The 14,015-nt window shown below is 72.8% G+C and carries 12 protein-coding genes; 8 read left to right on the top strand and 4 right to left on the bottom strand.

Features of this window, described 5'->3' with window-relative positions; genetic code table 11:
- Positions 1 to 7 precede the first annotated feature (7 nt).
- The 3 genes from ACZ3ZD_RS15575 (at position 8) to ACZ3ZD_RS15565 (ending at position 2,815) form a co-directional block, all read left to right on the top strand.
- The gene (locus ACZ3ZD_RS15575) at positions 8 to 853 is read left to right on the top strand and encodes a chorismate synthase (RefSeq protein WP_467397021.1); all 846 of its coding nucleotides are present in this window, start codon (positions 8 to 10) and stop codon (positions 851 to 853) included.
- Positions 850 to 1,959, top strand: coding sequence for an o-succinylbenzoate synthase (menC, locus tag ACZ3ZD_RS15570; protein ID WP_467397018.1), 1,110 nt, complete (start codon positions 850 to 852; stop codon positions 1,957 to 1,959). Before ACZ3ZD_RS15575 ends, menC begins: the two co-directional genes overlap by 4 nt.
- Before the next feature lie 64 nt (positions 1,960 to 2,023).
- On the top strand, positions 2,024 to 2,815 hold the full coding sequence (locus ACZ3ZD_RS15565) for a S16 family serine protease (RefSeq protein ID WP_467397016.1): 792 nt from the start codon (positions 2,024 to 2,026) through the stop codon (positions 2,813 to 2,815).
- Between the two features lie 50 nt (positions 2,816 to 2,865).
- Here the strand turns inward: ACZ3ZD_RS15565 and ACZ3ZD_RS15560 are convergent, their stop codons facing one another.
- Positions 2,866 to 3,369, bottom strand: a complete 504-nt coding sequence (locus ACZ3ZD_RS15560) for an Lrp/AsnC family transcriptional regulator (RefSeq protein WP_467397014.1) — start codon at positions 3,367 to 3,369, stop codon at positions 2,866 to 2,868.
- 122 nt (positions 3,370 to 3,491) lie between these two features.
- Here ACZ3ZD_RS15560 and hppD point away from each other — a divergent pair, with 122 nt between their 5' ends.
- The gene (hppD, locus tag ACZ3ZD_RS15555; protein ID WP_467397011.1) at positions 3,492 to 4,640 is read left to right on the top strand and encodes a 4-hydroxyphenylpyruvate dioxygenase; all 1,149 of its coding nucleotides are present in this window, start codon (positions 3,492 to 3,494) and stop codon (positions 4,638 to 4,640) included.
- Between the two features lie 51 nt (positions 4,641 to 4,691).
- On the opposite strand, the gene ACZ3ZD_RS15550 is transcribed toward hppD, so the two are convergent.
- Positions 4,692 to 6,161, bottom strand: a complete 1,470-nt coding sequence (locus ACZ3ZD_RS15550; protein ID WP_467397009.1) for a tetratricopeptide repeat protein — start codon at positions 6,159 to 6,161, stop codon at positions 4,692 to 4,694.
- 92 nt (positions 6,162 to 6,253) lie between these two features.
- Here ACZ3ZD_RS15550 and ACZ3ZD_RS15545 point away from each other — a divergent pair, with 92 nt between their 5' ends.
- Positions 6,254 to 7,660, top strand: coding sequence for an FAD-binding oxidoreductase (locus ACZ3ZD_RS15545; protein WP_467397006.1), 1,407 nt, complete (start codon positions 6,254 to 6,256; stop codon positions 7,658 to 7,660).
- Positions 7,661 to 7,707: 47 nt separating this feature from the next.
- On the opposite strand, the gene ACZ3ZD_RS15540 is transcribed toward ACZ3ZD_RS15545, so the two are convergent.
- The gene (locus ACZ3ZD_RS15540) at positions 7,708 to 8,121 is read right to left on the bottom strand and encodes an SsgA family sporulation/cell division regulator (RefSeq protein ID WP_467397004.1); all 414 of its coding nucleotides are present in this window, start codon (positions 8,119 to 8,121) and stop codon (positions 7,708 to 7,710) included.
- A gap of 233 nt (positions 8,122 to 8,354) precedes the next feature.
- On the opposite strand from ACZ3ZD_RS15540, the gene ACZ3ZD_RS15535 reads away from it, so the two are divergent.
- Together ACZ3ZD_RS15535 and ACZ3ZD_RS15530 are read left to right on the top strand one after the other, a co-directional pair.
- Entirely contained in the window at positions 8,355 to 10,115 is a 1,761-nt protein-coding gene (locus ACZ3ZD_RS15535; protein WP_467397001.1) for an RDD family protein, read from the top strand.
- A 75-nt stretch (positions 10,116 to 10,190) separates the two neighbouring features.
- The gene (locus ACZ3ZD_RS15530) at positions 10,191 to 10,922 is read left to right on the top strand and encodes an RDD family protein (RefSeq protein WP_467396999.1); all 732 of its coding nucleotides are present in this window, start codon (positions 10,191 to 10,193) and stop codon (positions 10,920 to 10,922) included.
- Between the two features lie 21 nt (positions 10,923 to 10,943).
- On the opposite strand, the gene ACZ3ZD_RS15525 is transcribed toward ACZ3ZD_RS15530, so the two are convergent.
- Positions 10,944 to 11,180, bottom strand: coding sequence for a hypothetical protein (locus ACZ3ZD_RS15525; protein ID WP_467396996.1), 237 nt, complete (start codon positions 11,178 to 11,180; stop codon positions 10,944 to 10,946).
- 367 nt (positions 11,181 to 11,547) lie between these two features.
- On the opposite strand from ACZ3ZD_RS15525, the gene ACZ3ZD_RS15520 reads away from it, so the two are divergent.
- A complete protein-coding gene (locus ACZ3ZD_RS15520) occupies positions 11,548 to 13,905 on the top strand; it encodes an immune inhibitor A domain-containing protein (protein ID WP_467396994.1) in 2,358 nt (785 codons plus the stop codon).
- The last annotated feature ends 110 nt before the right edge of the window (positions 13,906 to 14,015 follow it).

Here is a 14,015-nt window from a genome sequence, read left to right as displayed (position 1 = left end):
CGGTGCCATGACAGCAGGCACGACAGCGGGCACGACCGCAGACACGACAGCAAGCACCGCGGGCACGGCCGCAAGCACCCCAAGCGCGACCGCGGGCACCACCGTCCGTACCGTCCACGACGTCACCGGGCTCGCGGCCGTCGCGGACCACTTCAGCGACGTCTGGCGGACGCCCCGCACCGCCCCGCCGTACCCGGCCGAGGTCCTGCACAGCCTGGTGCACGCCGGCGGCGCGGTACACGCCGTGTACGCCGGGCGGCGGCTGGCCGGCGCGGCCGTCGCCGTCCTGGGCCCGGACCGCGGCACGTACTCGCTGGTGGCCGCCGCCGAGCGGGGCCTGGGGCCCGCGCTGAAGCGGGCCCAGCGCGACTGGGCGCGCGCCCTCGGCGCCCGCACCATGCGCTGGACCTTCGACCCGCTCGTCGGCCGCAACGCCCGCTTCAACCTGGTCAAGCTGGGTGCCGTCGGCACCGAGTACCTGGTCGACTTCTACGGCCCGATGACCGACGGCGTGAACGACGGCGACGAGAGCGACCGGCTGACGGTGACCTGGGACCTGGCGGCGGCCTGGGACCCGGCGGAGCGGGGAGCGTCGTACGACGTCCCGCCCCGGGGGCAGGTCGTGCGCACCGCACCCGACGGCGGCCCGCTCGCCCGGCGCGCCGGCCGGCACCTCTGGTGCCGGGTCCCCGAGGACGTCGTCGCGCTGCGCGCCGGCGATCCCGCGCTGGCGCTGCGCTGGCGGCGCGCGGTGCGCGAGGTCCTCGGGGACGCCTTCACGGAGGGGTTCCGGGCCACCGGGATGTCCCGCGACGGCTGGTACACCCTCACCGGGACGGAGACGACCGCGTGAAGCTGGAGCGCGTGGAGATCGTGCACGTGGCGATCCCGCTGGTCACCCCGTTCCGTACGTCCTTCGGGACCATGACGGCGAAGGACACCTTCCTGCTGCGCGTCGTCACCGACCGCGCCGAGGGCTGGTCGGAGTTCGCCGCCGACCCCGAACCGCTGTACTGCCCGGAGTTCGTCGCCGGCGCCGAGATCGTGCTGCGCGACTTCCTGCTGCCCCGCGTGGCCGCGCTGCCGCACCTCACCACGGCCGCGCTGGCCCCGGCCATGGCGAGGATCAAGGGCCACGAGCTGGCGAAGGCGGCCCTGGAGACGGCCGTCCTGGACGCCGAACTGCGCTCCCACGGCATGCCGCTCGCCGCCTACCTGGGCGCGGTACGGGACCGGGTGCCGGCCGGGGTCTCCGTCGGCATCAGGAACTCGGTGCCCGAGCTGCTGGACGACGTCGAGCGGTACCTTGCCGAGGGGTACGTCCGGATCAAGCTGAAGATAGAGCCCGGCTGGGACGTGGAGCCGGTCCGGGCGGTCCGCGAGCGCTTCGGCGACGCTCTGCCCCTCCAGGTGGACGCCAACACCGCCTACACCCTCGCCGACGCCGAACACCTGCGGCGGCTGGACGCGTTCGGGCTGCTGCTCGTCGAGGAGCCGCTGGAGGAGAACAACCTGCACGCCCACGCCGTCCTCCAGCAGCGTCTGGCCACCCCCGTCTGCCTGGACGAGTCCCTGCACCACGCCCGCGACACCGCGTCCGCGATCGCGATGGGCGCCTGCCGGGTGGTGAACGTCAAGCCCGCCCGGGTCGGCGGCTACCTGGAGGCCCGCCGGGTGCACGACGTGGCCCACGCGCACGGCGTGCCGGTGTGGTGCGGCGGCATGCTGGAGACCGGCATCGGACGGGCCCCCAACCTCGCCCTGGCCGCGCTGCCCGGCTTCACCCTGCCCGGGGACACCTCGGCGTCCAGCCGCTACTTCGCCGAGGACCTCACCGAGCCGTTCGTCCTCAGCGACGGCCACCTGCCCGTCCCGACCGGCCCCGGCATCGGCGTCGAGCCCCGGCCGGACGCCCTGCGCCGGTTCACCCGCGAACGGCGGGACCTGTACCGGGCGTGAAGGGCTGCCCCTGGGTCCGCACGCGGCACGAGAGGGCACCTGGCCGTCACGTTAGATTGATCCCGTGCTCTCACGTCTCACACGCCCCCAGGCCCTCGCCGTCTGCGCGCTGCCCGTCGTGGCCCTGCTGGCCACGGCGGCCTTCGCGCCGCTGCCGTTCTCGGTGGCGCAGCCCGGCATGACGGCGAACGTGCTCGGCGGGAACAAGGGCACCCCCGTGATCACCGTCTCCGGCGCGCAGACCCGGAACACCAGCGGGCAGCTGCGGATGACCACCATCGAGGCGACCGGCCCCGACACCCGGGTCCACCTCGGTGACGTGCTCGGCAACTGGTTCCGCACCGACCGGGCCGTCATGCCGCACGACGCGGTCTACCCCAGCGGCGAGAACGTCAAGGAGATCGAGAAGCACAACGAGGCGCAGATGCAGCAGTCCCAGGACGCGGCGACCCAGGCGGCGCTGAAGTACCTCGGGCTGAGCGCCGGCAAGGTCAGGGTCACGCTGCGGCTCGCCGACGTCGGCGGGCCCAGTGCGGGGCTGCTGTTCTCCCTGGGGATCATCGACAAGCTCGACGGCGACGGCAGCGGCGGTGACCTCACGGGAGGCCGCACCATCGCCGGTACGGGCACGATCGACGCCGCCGGCAAGGTCGGCGCGGTCGGCGGGGTGGCTCTGAAGACGCAGGCCGCGCGCCGGGACGGGGCCACCGTCTTCCTGGTGCCGAAGGCGGAGTGCGCCGACGCCGAAGCCGAGCTGCCCAAGGGGCTGCGGCTGGTCGCGGTGACCACGCTGAAGGGCGCGGTCGACTCCCTGGTCGCGCTGGAGAAGGGCAAGGGGACGGTCCCCGGCTGCTAGCCCCCCCGGCCGTCAGCCCGGCGCCCGCACCCGTGCCCGCCTCCCGGCCGTCAGCCGGCGCCCGCACCCGCGCCCGTTCCCGTCCCCCGGTCCTCCGCCGCCTGCTCCACCAGCGGGATGATCCGCAGCGGGACCGGGTTCTCCATGACGATCGCCGTGGAGGCCCGCACGATGCCGTCGAAGCCGACGACCCGGTCGATCACCCGCTGGAGATCGGCGTTGGAGCGGGCGACCAGCCGGCACAGCATGTCCCCGCTGCCGGTGGTGGTCAGCAGCTCCAGCACCTCCGGCACGGTCGCCAGGTACGCCCGGACGTCGGGGCCCTGCCCCTGCCGGATCTGGAGCGTGGCGAAGGCGGTGACCGGGTAGCCGAGGGCCGCCGGGTCCACCTGCGGACCGAACCCGCGGATGACCCCGTTCGACTGGAGCCGGTCCAGACGCGCCTGCACCGTGCCCCGGGCGACCCCCAGCCGCCGGGACATCTCCAGCACCCCGATGCGCGGTTCCCCGGCCAGCAGCACGATGATCCGCCCGTCCAGATGATCGATCGCCACGGGACCCCCTGAGATGGTCATCCTGTACAGAAAGACCGCCGAGGCGGCCGTACCGCTGGTCATATTGCCCAGCGATGGAGCGAACTATTGCGCACCTTGCAGGTCGGGGCCACCCTTCGGCTATGACGCAGACCACACAGCACATCCCCGACACGACCGCCCGGCAGGACGACCCCTTCCCGGTCAAGGGAATGGACGCGGTCGTCTTCGCCGTGGGCAACGCCAAGCAGGCGGCGCACTACTACTCCACCGCCTTCGGCATGCGGCTGGTCGCCTACTCCGGACCGGAGAACGGCAGCCGCGAGACCGCGAGCTACGTCCTGGAGAACGGCTCCGCCCGGTTCGTGTTCACCTCCGTGATCAAGCCGAGCAGCACCTGGGGCCACTTCCTCGCCCAGCACGTGGCCGAGCACGGCGACGGCGTCGTGGACCTGGCCATCGAGGTCCCGGACGCCCGCCGCGCGTACGCCTACGCGATCGAGCACGGCGCGCGCAGCGTCGCCGAGCCGTACGAGATGAAGGACGAGCACGGCACGGTCGTCCTCGCCGCGATCGCCACCTACGGCGAGACCCGCCACACCCTGGTCGAGCGCACCGGCTACGACGGCCCCTACCTGCCCGGCTACACCGCCGCCCGGCCGATCGTCGAGCCGCCCGCCCAGCGCACCTTCCAGGCCGTCGACCACTGCGTGGGCAACGTCGAACTCGGCAGGATGAACGAGTGGGTGGCCTTCTACAACAAGGTCATGGGCTTCACGAACATGAAGGAGTTCGTGGGCGACGACATCGCCACCGAGTACAGCGCGCTGATGTCGAAGGTGGTCGCGGACGGCACCCTCAAGGTGAAGTTCCCGATCAACGAGCCCGCCGTCGCCAAGAAGAAGTCGCAGATCGACGAGTACCTGGAGTTCTACGGCGGCGCGGGCGTCCAGCACATCGCGCTCAACACCAACGACATCGTGCAGACGGTCCGCACCATGCGCGCGGCCGGCGTCGAGTTCCTCGACACCCCCGACTCGTACTACGACACCCTCGGCGAGTGGGTCGGCGACACCCGCGTGCCGATCGACACCCTGCGCGAGCTGAAGATCCTCGCCGACCGCGACGAGGACGGCTACCTGCTGCAGATCTTCACCAAGCCGGTCCAGGACCGGCCGACCGTGTTCTTCGAACTCATCGAGCGGCACGGCTCGATGGGCTTCGGCAAGGGCAACTTCAAGGCCCTGTTCGAGGCGATCGAGCGCGAGCAGGACAGGCGGGGCAACCTGTAACCGGCGGGCCGGGTACGCCGGACGGTCCCGAGGGCGCGCACCGGCGCGCCCTCAGGACTCGGGCGGCTCCTCCGCCGGCGGCTCGCCCAGCGTGCGCAGCGCCTCCCGGGCCGCCGGCACCCCGAGCGGCGAGAAGTACGGATTGATCCGCAGCGCCTCCTCCAGATACCGCCGCGCGGGCCCGTACCGCTCCAACTCGGCCTCGATCACGCCCCGGTGGTACGCGTACAGCGCGCTGCGCACGCCGCCGCCCTTCGTCTCGTCCGTCGCGGCGGTCGCGTAGGTGAGCGCCTCCTGGTCCTCGCCGGCCCGGTGCAGCGCCCAGCCCAGCGCGTCGGCCACCTCGGTCCCGGGCTGGCGCCGCCACTCCTCCTCCAGCCGCTCCACGGCGTCCACCGGATCCCCGTGGTCGGCCTCGAACCGGCCGATCGCCAGCTCCTCGTCCACCCCGCCCGCCACCGACTGCCGTACCGCCGCCTTCAGCCGCGCGTACTGCTCCTCGGCCGACCGGGTCTGCCCCAGCGACTCGTACAGCTCGCCCAGCTCCATCAGGACCCCCGGGTCCGGCTGCCGCGCCACGGCGGCCCGGTAGGCGGCCAGCGCCTGCGCGGTGTGGCCCTGCGCGGCCAGCGTCCGCGCCCGCCCGACCGGCGCCGTCCGCTGGTCGGGGTCGAGCCGCAGCGCCGCCTCGAAGTGCCGCAGCGCGTCCGGCAGATCCCCGCGCTCCCACGCCAGCTGCCCGAGCCCGGCCAGCCAGGCGGCCTGCTCGGCCGGGGTGCGGGCGGCGGCCGCCGCGTCGGTCAGCTGGGCCACCGCGTCCTCGCGCCAGCCCCGGTCCCGGTACACCGCCGCGGCCCGCGCCATCACCGCCGGCCGCTCCGCCGGGCCCGTGCGCAGCTCCATCAGCTTGTCCAGGGTGGCGCGGGCCCTGGTGTAGTCGCCGAGCCCGTCGTAGGCGTCGATCAGCGGCGGGTACGCCGACCACCGCTTCGGCGTCTCCTTCAGCGCCTGCTCGCCGTACCGCTTCGCCGCCGGGAAGTCCCGGCGCGCCAGCGCCAGCGCGGTCAGCCCGTCCAGCGCCTCGGTGTTCTTCGTGCCGCGCACGTCCAGCGAGGCCCGCAGCGCCCGCTCGGCCCGCGGGTAGTCCGCCGCGTCGCCGGTCCCGCGCCCGCGCGCCACGTACGCCGAGCCCAGCACCGCCCACGCCCGGGCGTCCCGCGGCTGCTCCCGCACCCGCTGCTCCTGGCGCCCGATCAGCCCCGTCAGCGCGGGCAGCGCGGCCGGCACCCCGTACGTCACCGCCGTCAGCGCCTGGGTCCGCGGCTGCGCCTGCGGGCCGGCGGCGGCCGGAGGGGCCGGCCGGGGCGGCCGGTGCTCCTCGCGCAGCAGCGCCAGCGCCGAGCCGGCGACGACACCGCCCGCCAGCGCGGCGACCAGCACCCGGCGCAGCACCCGCCGTGACCGGCGCGGTGCCGACGGCTCCGGGATCAGGGACGTACCCACGCCCTGTCGGTTGTCCATAACGCATACTGTGCGTCAATACGACGAGCACATCCGGGTGGCCCAAGGGCGGCGCGGTCGGGGTTCACACCGATGGCCGCGAGTGCCACGCTGTGATCATGAGCCGTATCGAAGCACCGCGCGACGAGCACACGGGGAACCTCACCGACCGGCTCCTGGCCGGCCTGCCGCCCGAGGCGGTCCTCACCGACCCCGACGTCACGGCCTCCTACGGACACGACATGGCGAGCTTCTGCCCCGCGGGCAGTCCCGCCGTCGTCGTCCTGCCGCGCACCGTCGAGCAGGTCCAGCACGTCATGCGCACCGCCACCGAGCTGCGCGTACCCGTCGTACCGCAGGGCGCCCGCACCGGCCTGTCCGGCGGCGCCAACGCCACCGACGGCTGCATCGTGCTGTCCCTCACCCGGATGGACCGCATCCTGGAGATCAGCCCCGTCGACCGGATCGCCGTGGTGGAACCGGGCGTGGTCAACGCGACCCTCTCCCGCGCGGTGGAGGAACACGGCCTCTGCTACCCGCCGGACCCCTCCAGCTGGGAGATGTGCACCATCGGCGGCAACATCGGCACGGCCTCCGGCGGCCTGTGCTGCGTCAAGTACGGCGTGACCGCCGAGTACGTCCTCGGCCTGGACGTCGTCCTCGCCGACGGCCGTCTGATGTCCACCGGCCGGCGCACCGCGAAGGGCGTCGCGGGCTACGACCTGACCCGGCTCTTCGTCGGCTCCGAGGGCTCACTCGGCGTCGTCGTCCGGGCCGTCCTCGCGCTGAAGCCCAAGCCGCCCCGGCAGCTCGTGCTGGCCGCCGAGTTCGCCTCCGCGGCCGCCGCCTGCGACGCCGTCTGCCGCATCATGGAGGGCGGACACGTCCCCTCCCTCCTCGAACTGATGGACCGTACGACGGTCAAGGCGGTCAACGACCTCGCCCACATGGGGCTGCCCGAGACCACCGAGGCCCTGCTGCTGGCCGCCTTCGACACCCCGGACCCGGCCGCCGACCTCGCCGCCGTCGGCGCCCTGTGCGAGGCCGCCGGCGCCACGCAGGTCGTGCCCGCCGAGGACGCCACCGAGTCCGAGATGCTGTTGCAGGCCCGGCGGCTCTCGCTGACCGCGCTGGAGGCCGCCAAGGGCACGACGATGATCGACGACGTGTGCGTGCCCCGCTCCCGGCTCGGCGCCATGCTGGAGGGCGTGGAGCGGATCGCCGCCAGGTACGACCTCACGATCGGCGTCTGCGCCCACGCGGGCGACGGCAACACGCACCCCACCGTCTGCTTCGACGCCCGCGACCCCGAGGAGTCCCGGCGGGCCCGCGAGTCCTTCGACGAGATCATGGCCCTCGGCCTGGAGCTGGGCGGCACCATCACCGGCGAACACGGCGTCGGCGTCCTGAAGAAGGAGTGGCTGGCCCGGGAGATCGGCCCGGTCGGGGTGCAGATGCAGCGGGCGGTGAAGCAGGTCTTCGACCCGCTGGGCATCCTCAACCCCGGCAAGCTCTTCTGACACCGGGCGTGCCGGGCACACCGGGCACGCCGGGCCGGTCGGCGGGCTCACTGCGCCAGCAGGTGGTCGAGTGCGTCGTCGAGGCCCAGCCGGGTGCCCTCCGTGCCCGGCGGCACCGCGCGCAGCGTCCGCTCCAGCCAGGCCGACACCTGCGGGACCGGCGCCTGGAGCAGCGCGTCGCCGTCCGGTGAACTGAGCGCCATCAGGACGACGCTGCGGCCGTCCGCCTTCGTCGGCCACACCCGCACGTCCCCGTTCCCGCACGGCCGGAACACCCCCTCCACCAGCAGGTCGCGGGCGAACGTCCAGTCGACGGGGTGCTCGGAGTTGATGTGGAAGGCGATGTGGACGGCGTACGGGTCGTCGGAGCGGTAGGCGAACCGGGCCGGGACCGGGACGCTCCGCTCCGGGGACAGGATGAGCCTCAGCTCCAGCTCGCGCTCCACCACGGTGTGCTGCATGACCTGCGTTTCCTTTCTGGCCGGGGCCGCTCGGACCGGGCCCGCACGGGGGAGAGGGGACGGGGGCCGGGGCATTACGCGGGTTCGGCACATTTTTTTCACCGGCCCGGGAGAGCGTGGTACGCCGTTGCCCACGAAGGGGTGGGTCCCGCGGGACTGGCGCTGTGGGCTGCCGCGGTCTGATAGATGTGGAGGCCCCCATCCCACCCCCGAGCAGATACGGGACGACGGACATGAGCGCCCCAACCCCGGCCCCAGGCGACGACCGGCCCCGCGAGGGCTACTACCCGGACCCGTCCATCCCCGGCTACGTCCGGTACTGGAACGGCGCCTCCTGGGTGCCCGGCACCAGCCGCCCGGCGCCGAAGGACGGCACCCCGCTCAGCCCTCCCCCGGGCACCCCGTCCGTAGAGGAAACGGGCCCCCACTTCTTCGACGAGGACCCACCGGAGGCCGTCCCGGGCGGCTCCGGTGCGTCCGGTGCGCCGGGTGGCGCGGATCCGTCGGGTGCCGTGGGCCGGCAGGGGCCCGCCGGCCAGCCCGGGACCTCGGGCCGGCCCGGCGTCGCCGGCCTGCCGGGCGCCGCGGGGCAGGGCGGCCAGGGCGGGCAGTGGGCCGGGACGGGTCAGGGCGCGCAGGGTGCGCGGTGGGGCGAGCCGGGCGTGCCGGGGCAGGTGGGTCGCGCCGGTCAGGGGGGCCCGGCGGGTCCTGGTGGTCAGGCCGGTCAGGCGGGCGCCGGTGCGCAGGGTGCCCAGTGGGGTGAACCGGGCGTGCCGGGGCAGGTCGAGCGCGCGGGCCAGGAAGGCCAGGCGGGCGGCCAGGCCGGGCCGGGCGCGCAGTGGGGTGAACCCGGTGTGCCGGGGCAGGTGGGGCGCGCGGGCCAGGGAGGCCAGGCCGGGCCGGTGGGGCAGGGTGCGCCGTGGAACCGGTCAGCGGCCCCGGGCCGGCCGGGGCTGCCGGAGCAGGCCGGTGGGCCCGCGCAGTGGGGTGGTTCCGGTGAGTCCGGTCAACCCGCGCACGGTGCCGGTGATGCCGATCCGGGTGGTCCCGACGGCCGTGCCACCAGCCGTGCCGACGGCACCGCGGCGATCCCCCCGGCGGAGGACGACGCCCCGGACCCCGGCACCTTCATCTTCCGCCGCCCGATCCCCGGCCCGGCGGCCGTCCGCACCGACGACGGCACGATGACGTTCCGCCCGGTACCGTCCGGGCCCCCCGCCCCCGACAGCGGACCGGCACAGGGCCTCGGCGGCGGCCCGGGGTTCAGCGCGGGGAAGGCCGCCGCGGCCCGGGCCGCCGGAGGCCAGGCACCGCCGCCCGCCCCCGCGGTACCGCAGCAGGCCGGCCCCGGTCAGGCCGCCGGTACCCCGCTGACCAACGGACCCGGCGGCGGTCAGGCCTCCTGGGCGCAGCAGGTGCACCAGTTGGCCGGGGGCGGGGACGAGCAGCCGGTCGCGCCGTGGAAGCCTCCGGTGGAGGACCTCTTCCAGGCCGCCGCCCGCCGGCAGGCCGCCGCCCGCCCGGCCGGACTCGGCAGGCGGCTCGCGGCGCGGCTGATCGACCTGGTGGCCGTGGGCGCGGTGACGTCCGCCGCCGCGGTCCCGCTCGGCATCCGGGCCGTGGACCACGTCCAGCAGAAGATCGACGCGGCCCGGCTGTCCGGCCACGAGGTCACCGTCTGGCTGGTGGACGGCACGACCGGCACCAGCCTCGGCGTCATCCTGGCCGTCCTGCTGCTGGTCGGCGTGCTGTACGAGGTGCTGCCCACCGTGAAGTGGGGCCGCACCCTCGGCAAGAAGCTGTGCGGTCTGGAGGTGCGGGACATCGAGGCGCACGAGCCGCCGGCGTTCGGTGCGGCCCTGCGCCGCTGGCTGGTGCTGAGCGTGCCGGTCCTGCTGGTGGTCGGGATCGTCGGCGTGCTGTGGTGCCTGTTCGACCGGCCCTGGCGCCAGGGCTGGCACGACAAGGCGGCCCACACCTTCGTGGCGGGCTGACGCCGGGACAGGGGCCGTACCCCGTACGGCCGCTCGCCGGATGCGGTTGCGGGATCGCCGGGTTCCACTCGGGCCATGAGCAGTGAACCGCCCCCCGGCTCCGGAGAGCAGCCCCCCGAGGACCCCTTCAGGAAGCGGCCCCCGTCGGACCAGGGTGCGGGCTCGCCGTACGGCGCCCCGTACGGCGGCGCCCAGCAGCCCCCGCCCCACGACGGCGGCCAGCCACCCCCCTACGGCGGCTCCCCCTACGGCGGCCCGGGCGGTCCCCAGGGCGGCGGTCCCTACGGAGGCGGTCCCTACGGAGGCGGTCCCTACGGCGGTGGCCCCCACGGCGGCTACCCCGCCGACCCGCTCGCCGGTATGCCCCCGCTCGCCGAGAGCGGCAAGCGGACGCTCGCGCGGATCCTCGACATGATCCTGGTCGGCATCGTCGTATGGCTGCTCACCTGGGCGTTCGGGGTGCGCGAGTACACCATGGACGGCAACCGGGTCGAGGTCGGCAGGTCCGTCGCCCAGTCGGTCATCGCGGCCGTGCTCTACGTCGCCTACGACACCGTCCTGATCAGCAGGTCGGGCCAGACCCTCGGCAAGAAACTGCTCGGCATGCGCGTGGCCAACCTGGAGAACGGCGCCACCCCCTCCGTCCGGTCCGCGCTGCTGCGCGCCCTGGTGCTGTGGCTGCCGTTCGCCTTCTGCTGCGCCTGCATCTGGACGGCCATCTCGGGCGGTTGGAGCTTCTTCGACAAACCGTACAAGCAGGGCCTGCACGACAAGGCGGCCAGGACGGTGGTGGTCGGCACCGGGTGAGCGCCGGCGCCGAGAGGGGCGTCACAGGGTCGTGGGGACCCGCTGCTCGTCCGTCACGGGCTCGGCGGACGGCCGCGCCGTGAGGTTTCCCGGGGAGGGGACCGTCAGGGCGACCAGCAGCCCCAGCGCGAGTGCCGCGAGGGCGATGACGGCGATTCCTGGGCCCGAACTCGTCTCGGACAGCAGCAACATGGCGAGCGTCGAGAAGATCACGGTGCAGGAACCGTAGGCGAGCTGTGCGGGTGTCGGACGAGGCATGGCAATCGTGTCCTCGGCAGTCATCGGAGGTACGGGGGGTGCCGTTCGACTCTCTTGGCCTGCATGCCCGAGTGGAATACCCGGTAAGCATGACCTAACTCACGGTACCGGTGCACGGGGGGCGCATGGAGTCACCCGTCCCACCAGACGGACGTCCCCCTGCGCCGGTCGGCAGGTCGACACGTGTCCGCAAAGCGAACGCCACCTCCGCATAGTGCACTTGTCCTGCTCAAGTCAAGATCTGTCTTTTCTTCTAAACCTCTAGTCAAATGTCGTCACTTGATTACACGCGTTGATCGTGCGCGCACGGATTCCTCCATGACCCGGAACCCCCTGTCCGTGTGCGCGGCGCGGGGGAGGAACTCAAGTGACCAGCAGATCCTGGACGTTCAGAGCGGCCGCGATCGGCGTGACGCTCGCGGCGGCCTCCGCCACGTTCGCCACCTTCGCCGTCGCCGAGGCGAGCACGCAGGCCCGGACCGCGGCCGCCAACCGGCACGACCCGGCTCCGGTGGGCCAGCAGAAGCACGACCTGGACGGCCCGCTCAGCAAGACCCAGGACGCCCAGCGCCAAGAGGCCCTGAACCAGCTCATAGCCGGCAAGGCCACCGCGCAGGAGCGCAACGGCTCCAAGGTCGTCAAGCTCAAGAGCAGCAAGGGCGAGAGCAAGTACGTCGAGCTGAGCCGCGAGAAGACCGACAAGATCTTCACGATCCTGGTGGAGTTCGGCAACCAGACCGACCCCAAGTTCGGCGGGACGCCCGGCCCGCTGCACAACAAGATCGCCGCGCCGGACCGCAAGAAGGACAACTCGACGGCCTGGCAGAAGGACTACAACCAGAAGCACTACCAGGACCTCTACTTCGGCACCGGCAAGAAGACCGAGTCGCTGAAGAAGTACTACGAGACGCAGTCCTCGGGCCGCTACTCGGTCGCCGGTGAGGTCACCGACTGGGTCAAGGTCCCCTACAACGAGGCGCGTTACGGCAACAACGCCTGCGGCCAGACCAACTGCCCGAGCGTGTGGAACGTCGTCAGCGACGGTCTGAAGGCCTGGGTCGCCCAGCAGAAGAAGGCCGGCCGCACCGACGCGGACATCAAGAAGGACCTCGCCAAGTACGACCAGTGGGACCGGTACGACTACGACCACGACGGCAACTTCAACGAGCCGGACGGCTACGTCGACCACTTCCAGATCGTGCACGCCGGTGAGGACGAGTCCGCCGGCGGCGGCGCCCAGGGCAAGGACGCGATCTGGGCCCACCGCTGGTACGCCTTCGGCTCCGACGCCGGCGCCACCGGCCCCCAGAACAACAAGCTCGGCGGCACCCAGGTCGGTGACACCGGCATCTGGGTCGGCGACTACACCATCCAGCCGGAGAACGGCGGACTCGGCGTCTTCGCCCACGAGTACGGCCACGACCTCGGCCTGCCGGACGAGTACGACACCGCCGGCGGCGACAACTCCACCGGCTTCTGGACCCTGATGTCCTCCGGTTCCTGGCTCGGCACCGGCAAGGAGTCCATCGGCGACCTGCCGGGCGACATGAACGCCTGGGACAAGCTCCAGCTGGGCTGGCTGAACTACGACACCGCCACGGCCGGCAAGCAGTCCACGCACAAGCTGGGCGTCGCCGAGTACAACACCTGGGACAAGCAGGCCCTCGTGGTCAACCTGCCCGACAAGGCGGTCACCACCACCATCACCGAGCCGGCGCAGGGCTCGACCCAGTGGTGGAGCGGCAGCGGCAACGACCTGAAGAACACGCTGACCCGGTCCGTCGACCTGACCGGCAGGACCTCGGCGAGCCTCACCCTGGACGGCTGGTGGGACACCGAGGAGGGCTACGACTACGTCTACACCGAGGTGTCGACCGACGGCGGCGCCAACTGGACCGCCCTGGACGGCACGGCGGACGGTCAGGCCCTGCCGAAGGACGCCAGCGGCAAGCCGGCGCTGACCGGCGCCTCGCAGACGCACAAGAAGCTGTCGTTCCCGCTCGACGCCTACGCGGGCAAGAAGATCGACCTCCGCTTCCGCTACGCCACCGACGGCGGTGTCGCGGGGAACGGCTTCACGGCCGACGAGATCGCCGTGACCGCCGACGGCACCCCGCTGTTCTCGGACAACGCCGAGACCGCGGACGCCGGTTGGACCGCGGCGGGCTTCTCCCGCATCGGCTCGTCCTTCACCAGGGACTACAAGCAGTACTACCTCGCCGAGAACCGCCAGTACGTGTCGTACGACAAGACCCTCAAGGTCGGCCCGTACAACTTCGGCTCCGCGAAGCGCCCCGACTGGGTGGAGCACTACCCGTACCAGAACGGCCTGCTGATCTGGAAGTGGGACACCTCCCAGGCGGACAACAACACCAACAGCACCAACGGCCACCCGGGCAGCGGTCTGATCCTGCCGGTCGACTCGCACTGGAAGGCGCTGAAGTGGGCCGACGGCACGCTGCTGCGCAACCGTGTCCAGGCGTACGACTCCCCGTTCAGCCTCTACGCCACGGACGGCATCACGCTGCACAAGGCCGACGTGGCGCTGAAGATCAAGGGCTCGAAGGGCGTCCCGGTCTTCAACGACCACACCAGCACCTACTACGACCCGTCGAACCCGACGGGCGGGGTGAAGGTCACTGACACCAACACCAAGATCACGATCGTCAAGGAGGCCAAGGACGGCTCCACGATCCAGCTCAAGGTCGGCCCCGCGGTGAAGTAGTCGACGAAACCGCAGGTCAGAAGCGTATCGGCGGCAACCCCTTGGCGGGTTGCCGCCGGTCGTGTTTAGGTGCGTCCTGTGGACCGCTTATTGACACCGACCGGAACGGG

The organism is Streptomyces sp. NPDC023481 (assembly GCF_055560195.1).
Note: the sequence above shows the minus strand (reverse complement) of the source record. Positions and strands in the feature narration are given on the sequence as shown.

Bases quoted from the DNA above. Each gene is read 5' to 3' on its own strand.
- hppD (WP_467397011.1), top strand. From the start codon at position 3,492: ATGACGCAGACCACACAGCACATCCCCGACACGACCGCCCGGCAGGAC.
- ACZ3ZD_RS15540 (WP_467397004.1), bottom strand. From the start codon at position 8,121: ATGCAGCACACCGTGGTGGAGCGCGAGCTGGAGCTGAGGCTCATCCTG.
- ACZ3ZD_RS15535 (WP_467397001.1), top strand. From the start codon at position 8,355: ATGAGCGCCCCAACCCCGGCCCCAGGCGACGACCGGCCCCGCGAGGGC.
- ACZ3ZD_RS15550 (WP_467397009.1), bottom strand. From the start codon at position 6,161: ATGGACAACCGACAGGGCGTGGGTACGTCCCTGATCCCGGAGCCGTCG.
- ACZ3ZD_RS15575 (WP_467397021.1), top strand. From the start codon at position 8: ATGACAGCAGGCACGACAGCGGGCACGACCGCAGACACGACAGCAAGC.
- ACZ3ZD_RS15525 (WP_467396996.1), bottom strand. From the start codon at position 11,180: ATGCCTCGTCCGACACCCGCACAGCTCGCCTACGGTTCCTGCACCGTG.
- ACZ3ZD_RS15530 (WP_467396999.1), top strand. From the start codon at position 10,191: ATGAGCAGTGAACCGCCCCCCGGCTCCGGAGAGCAGCCCCCCGAGGAC.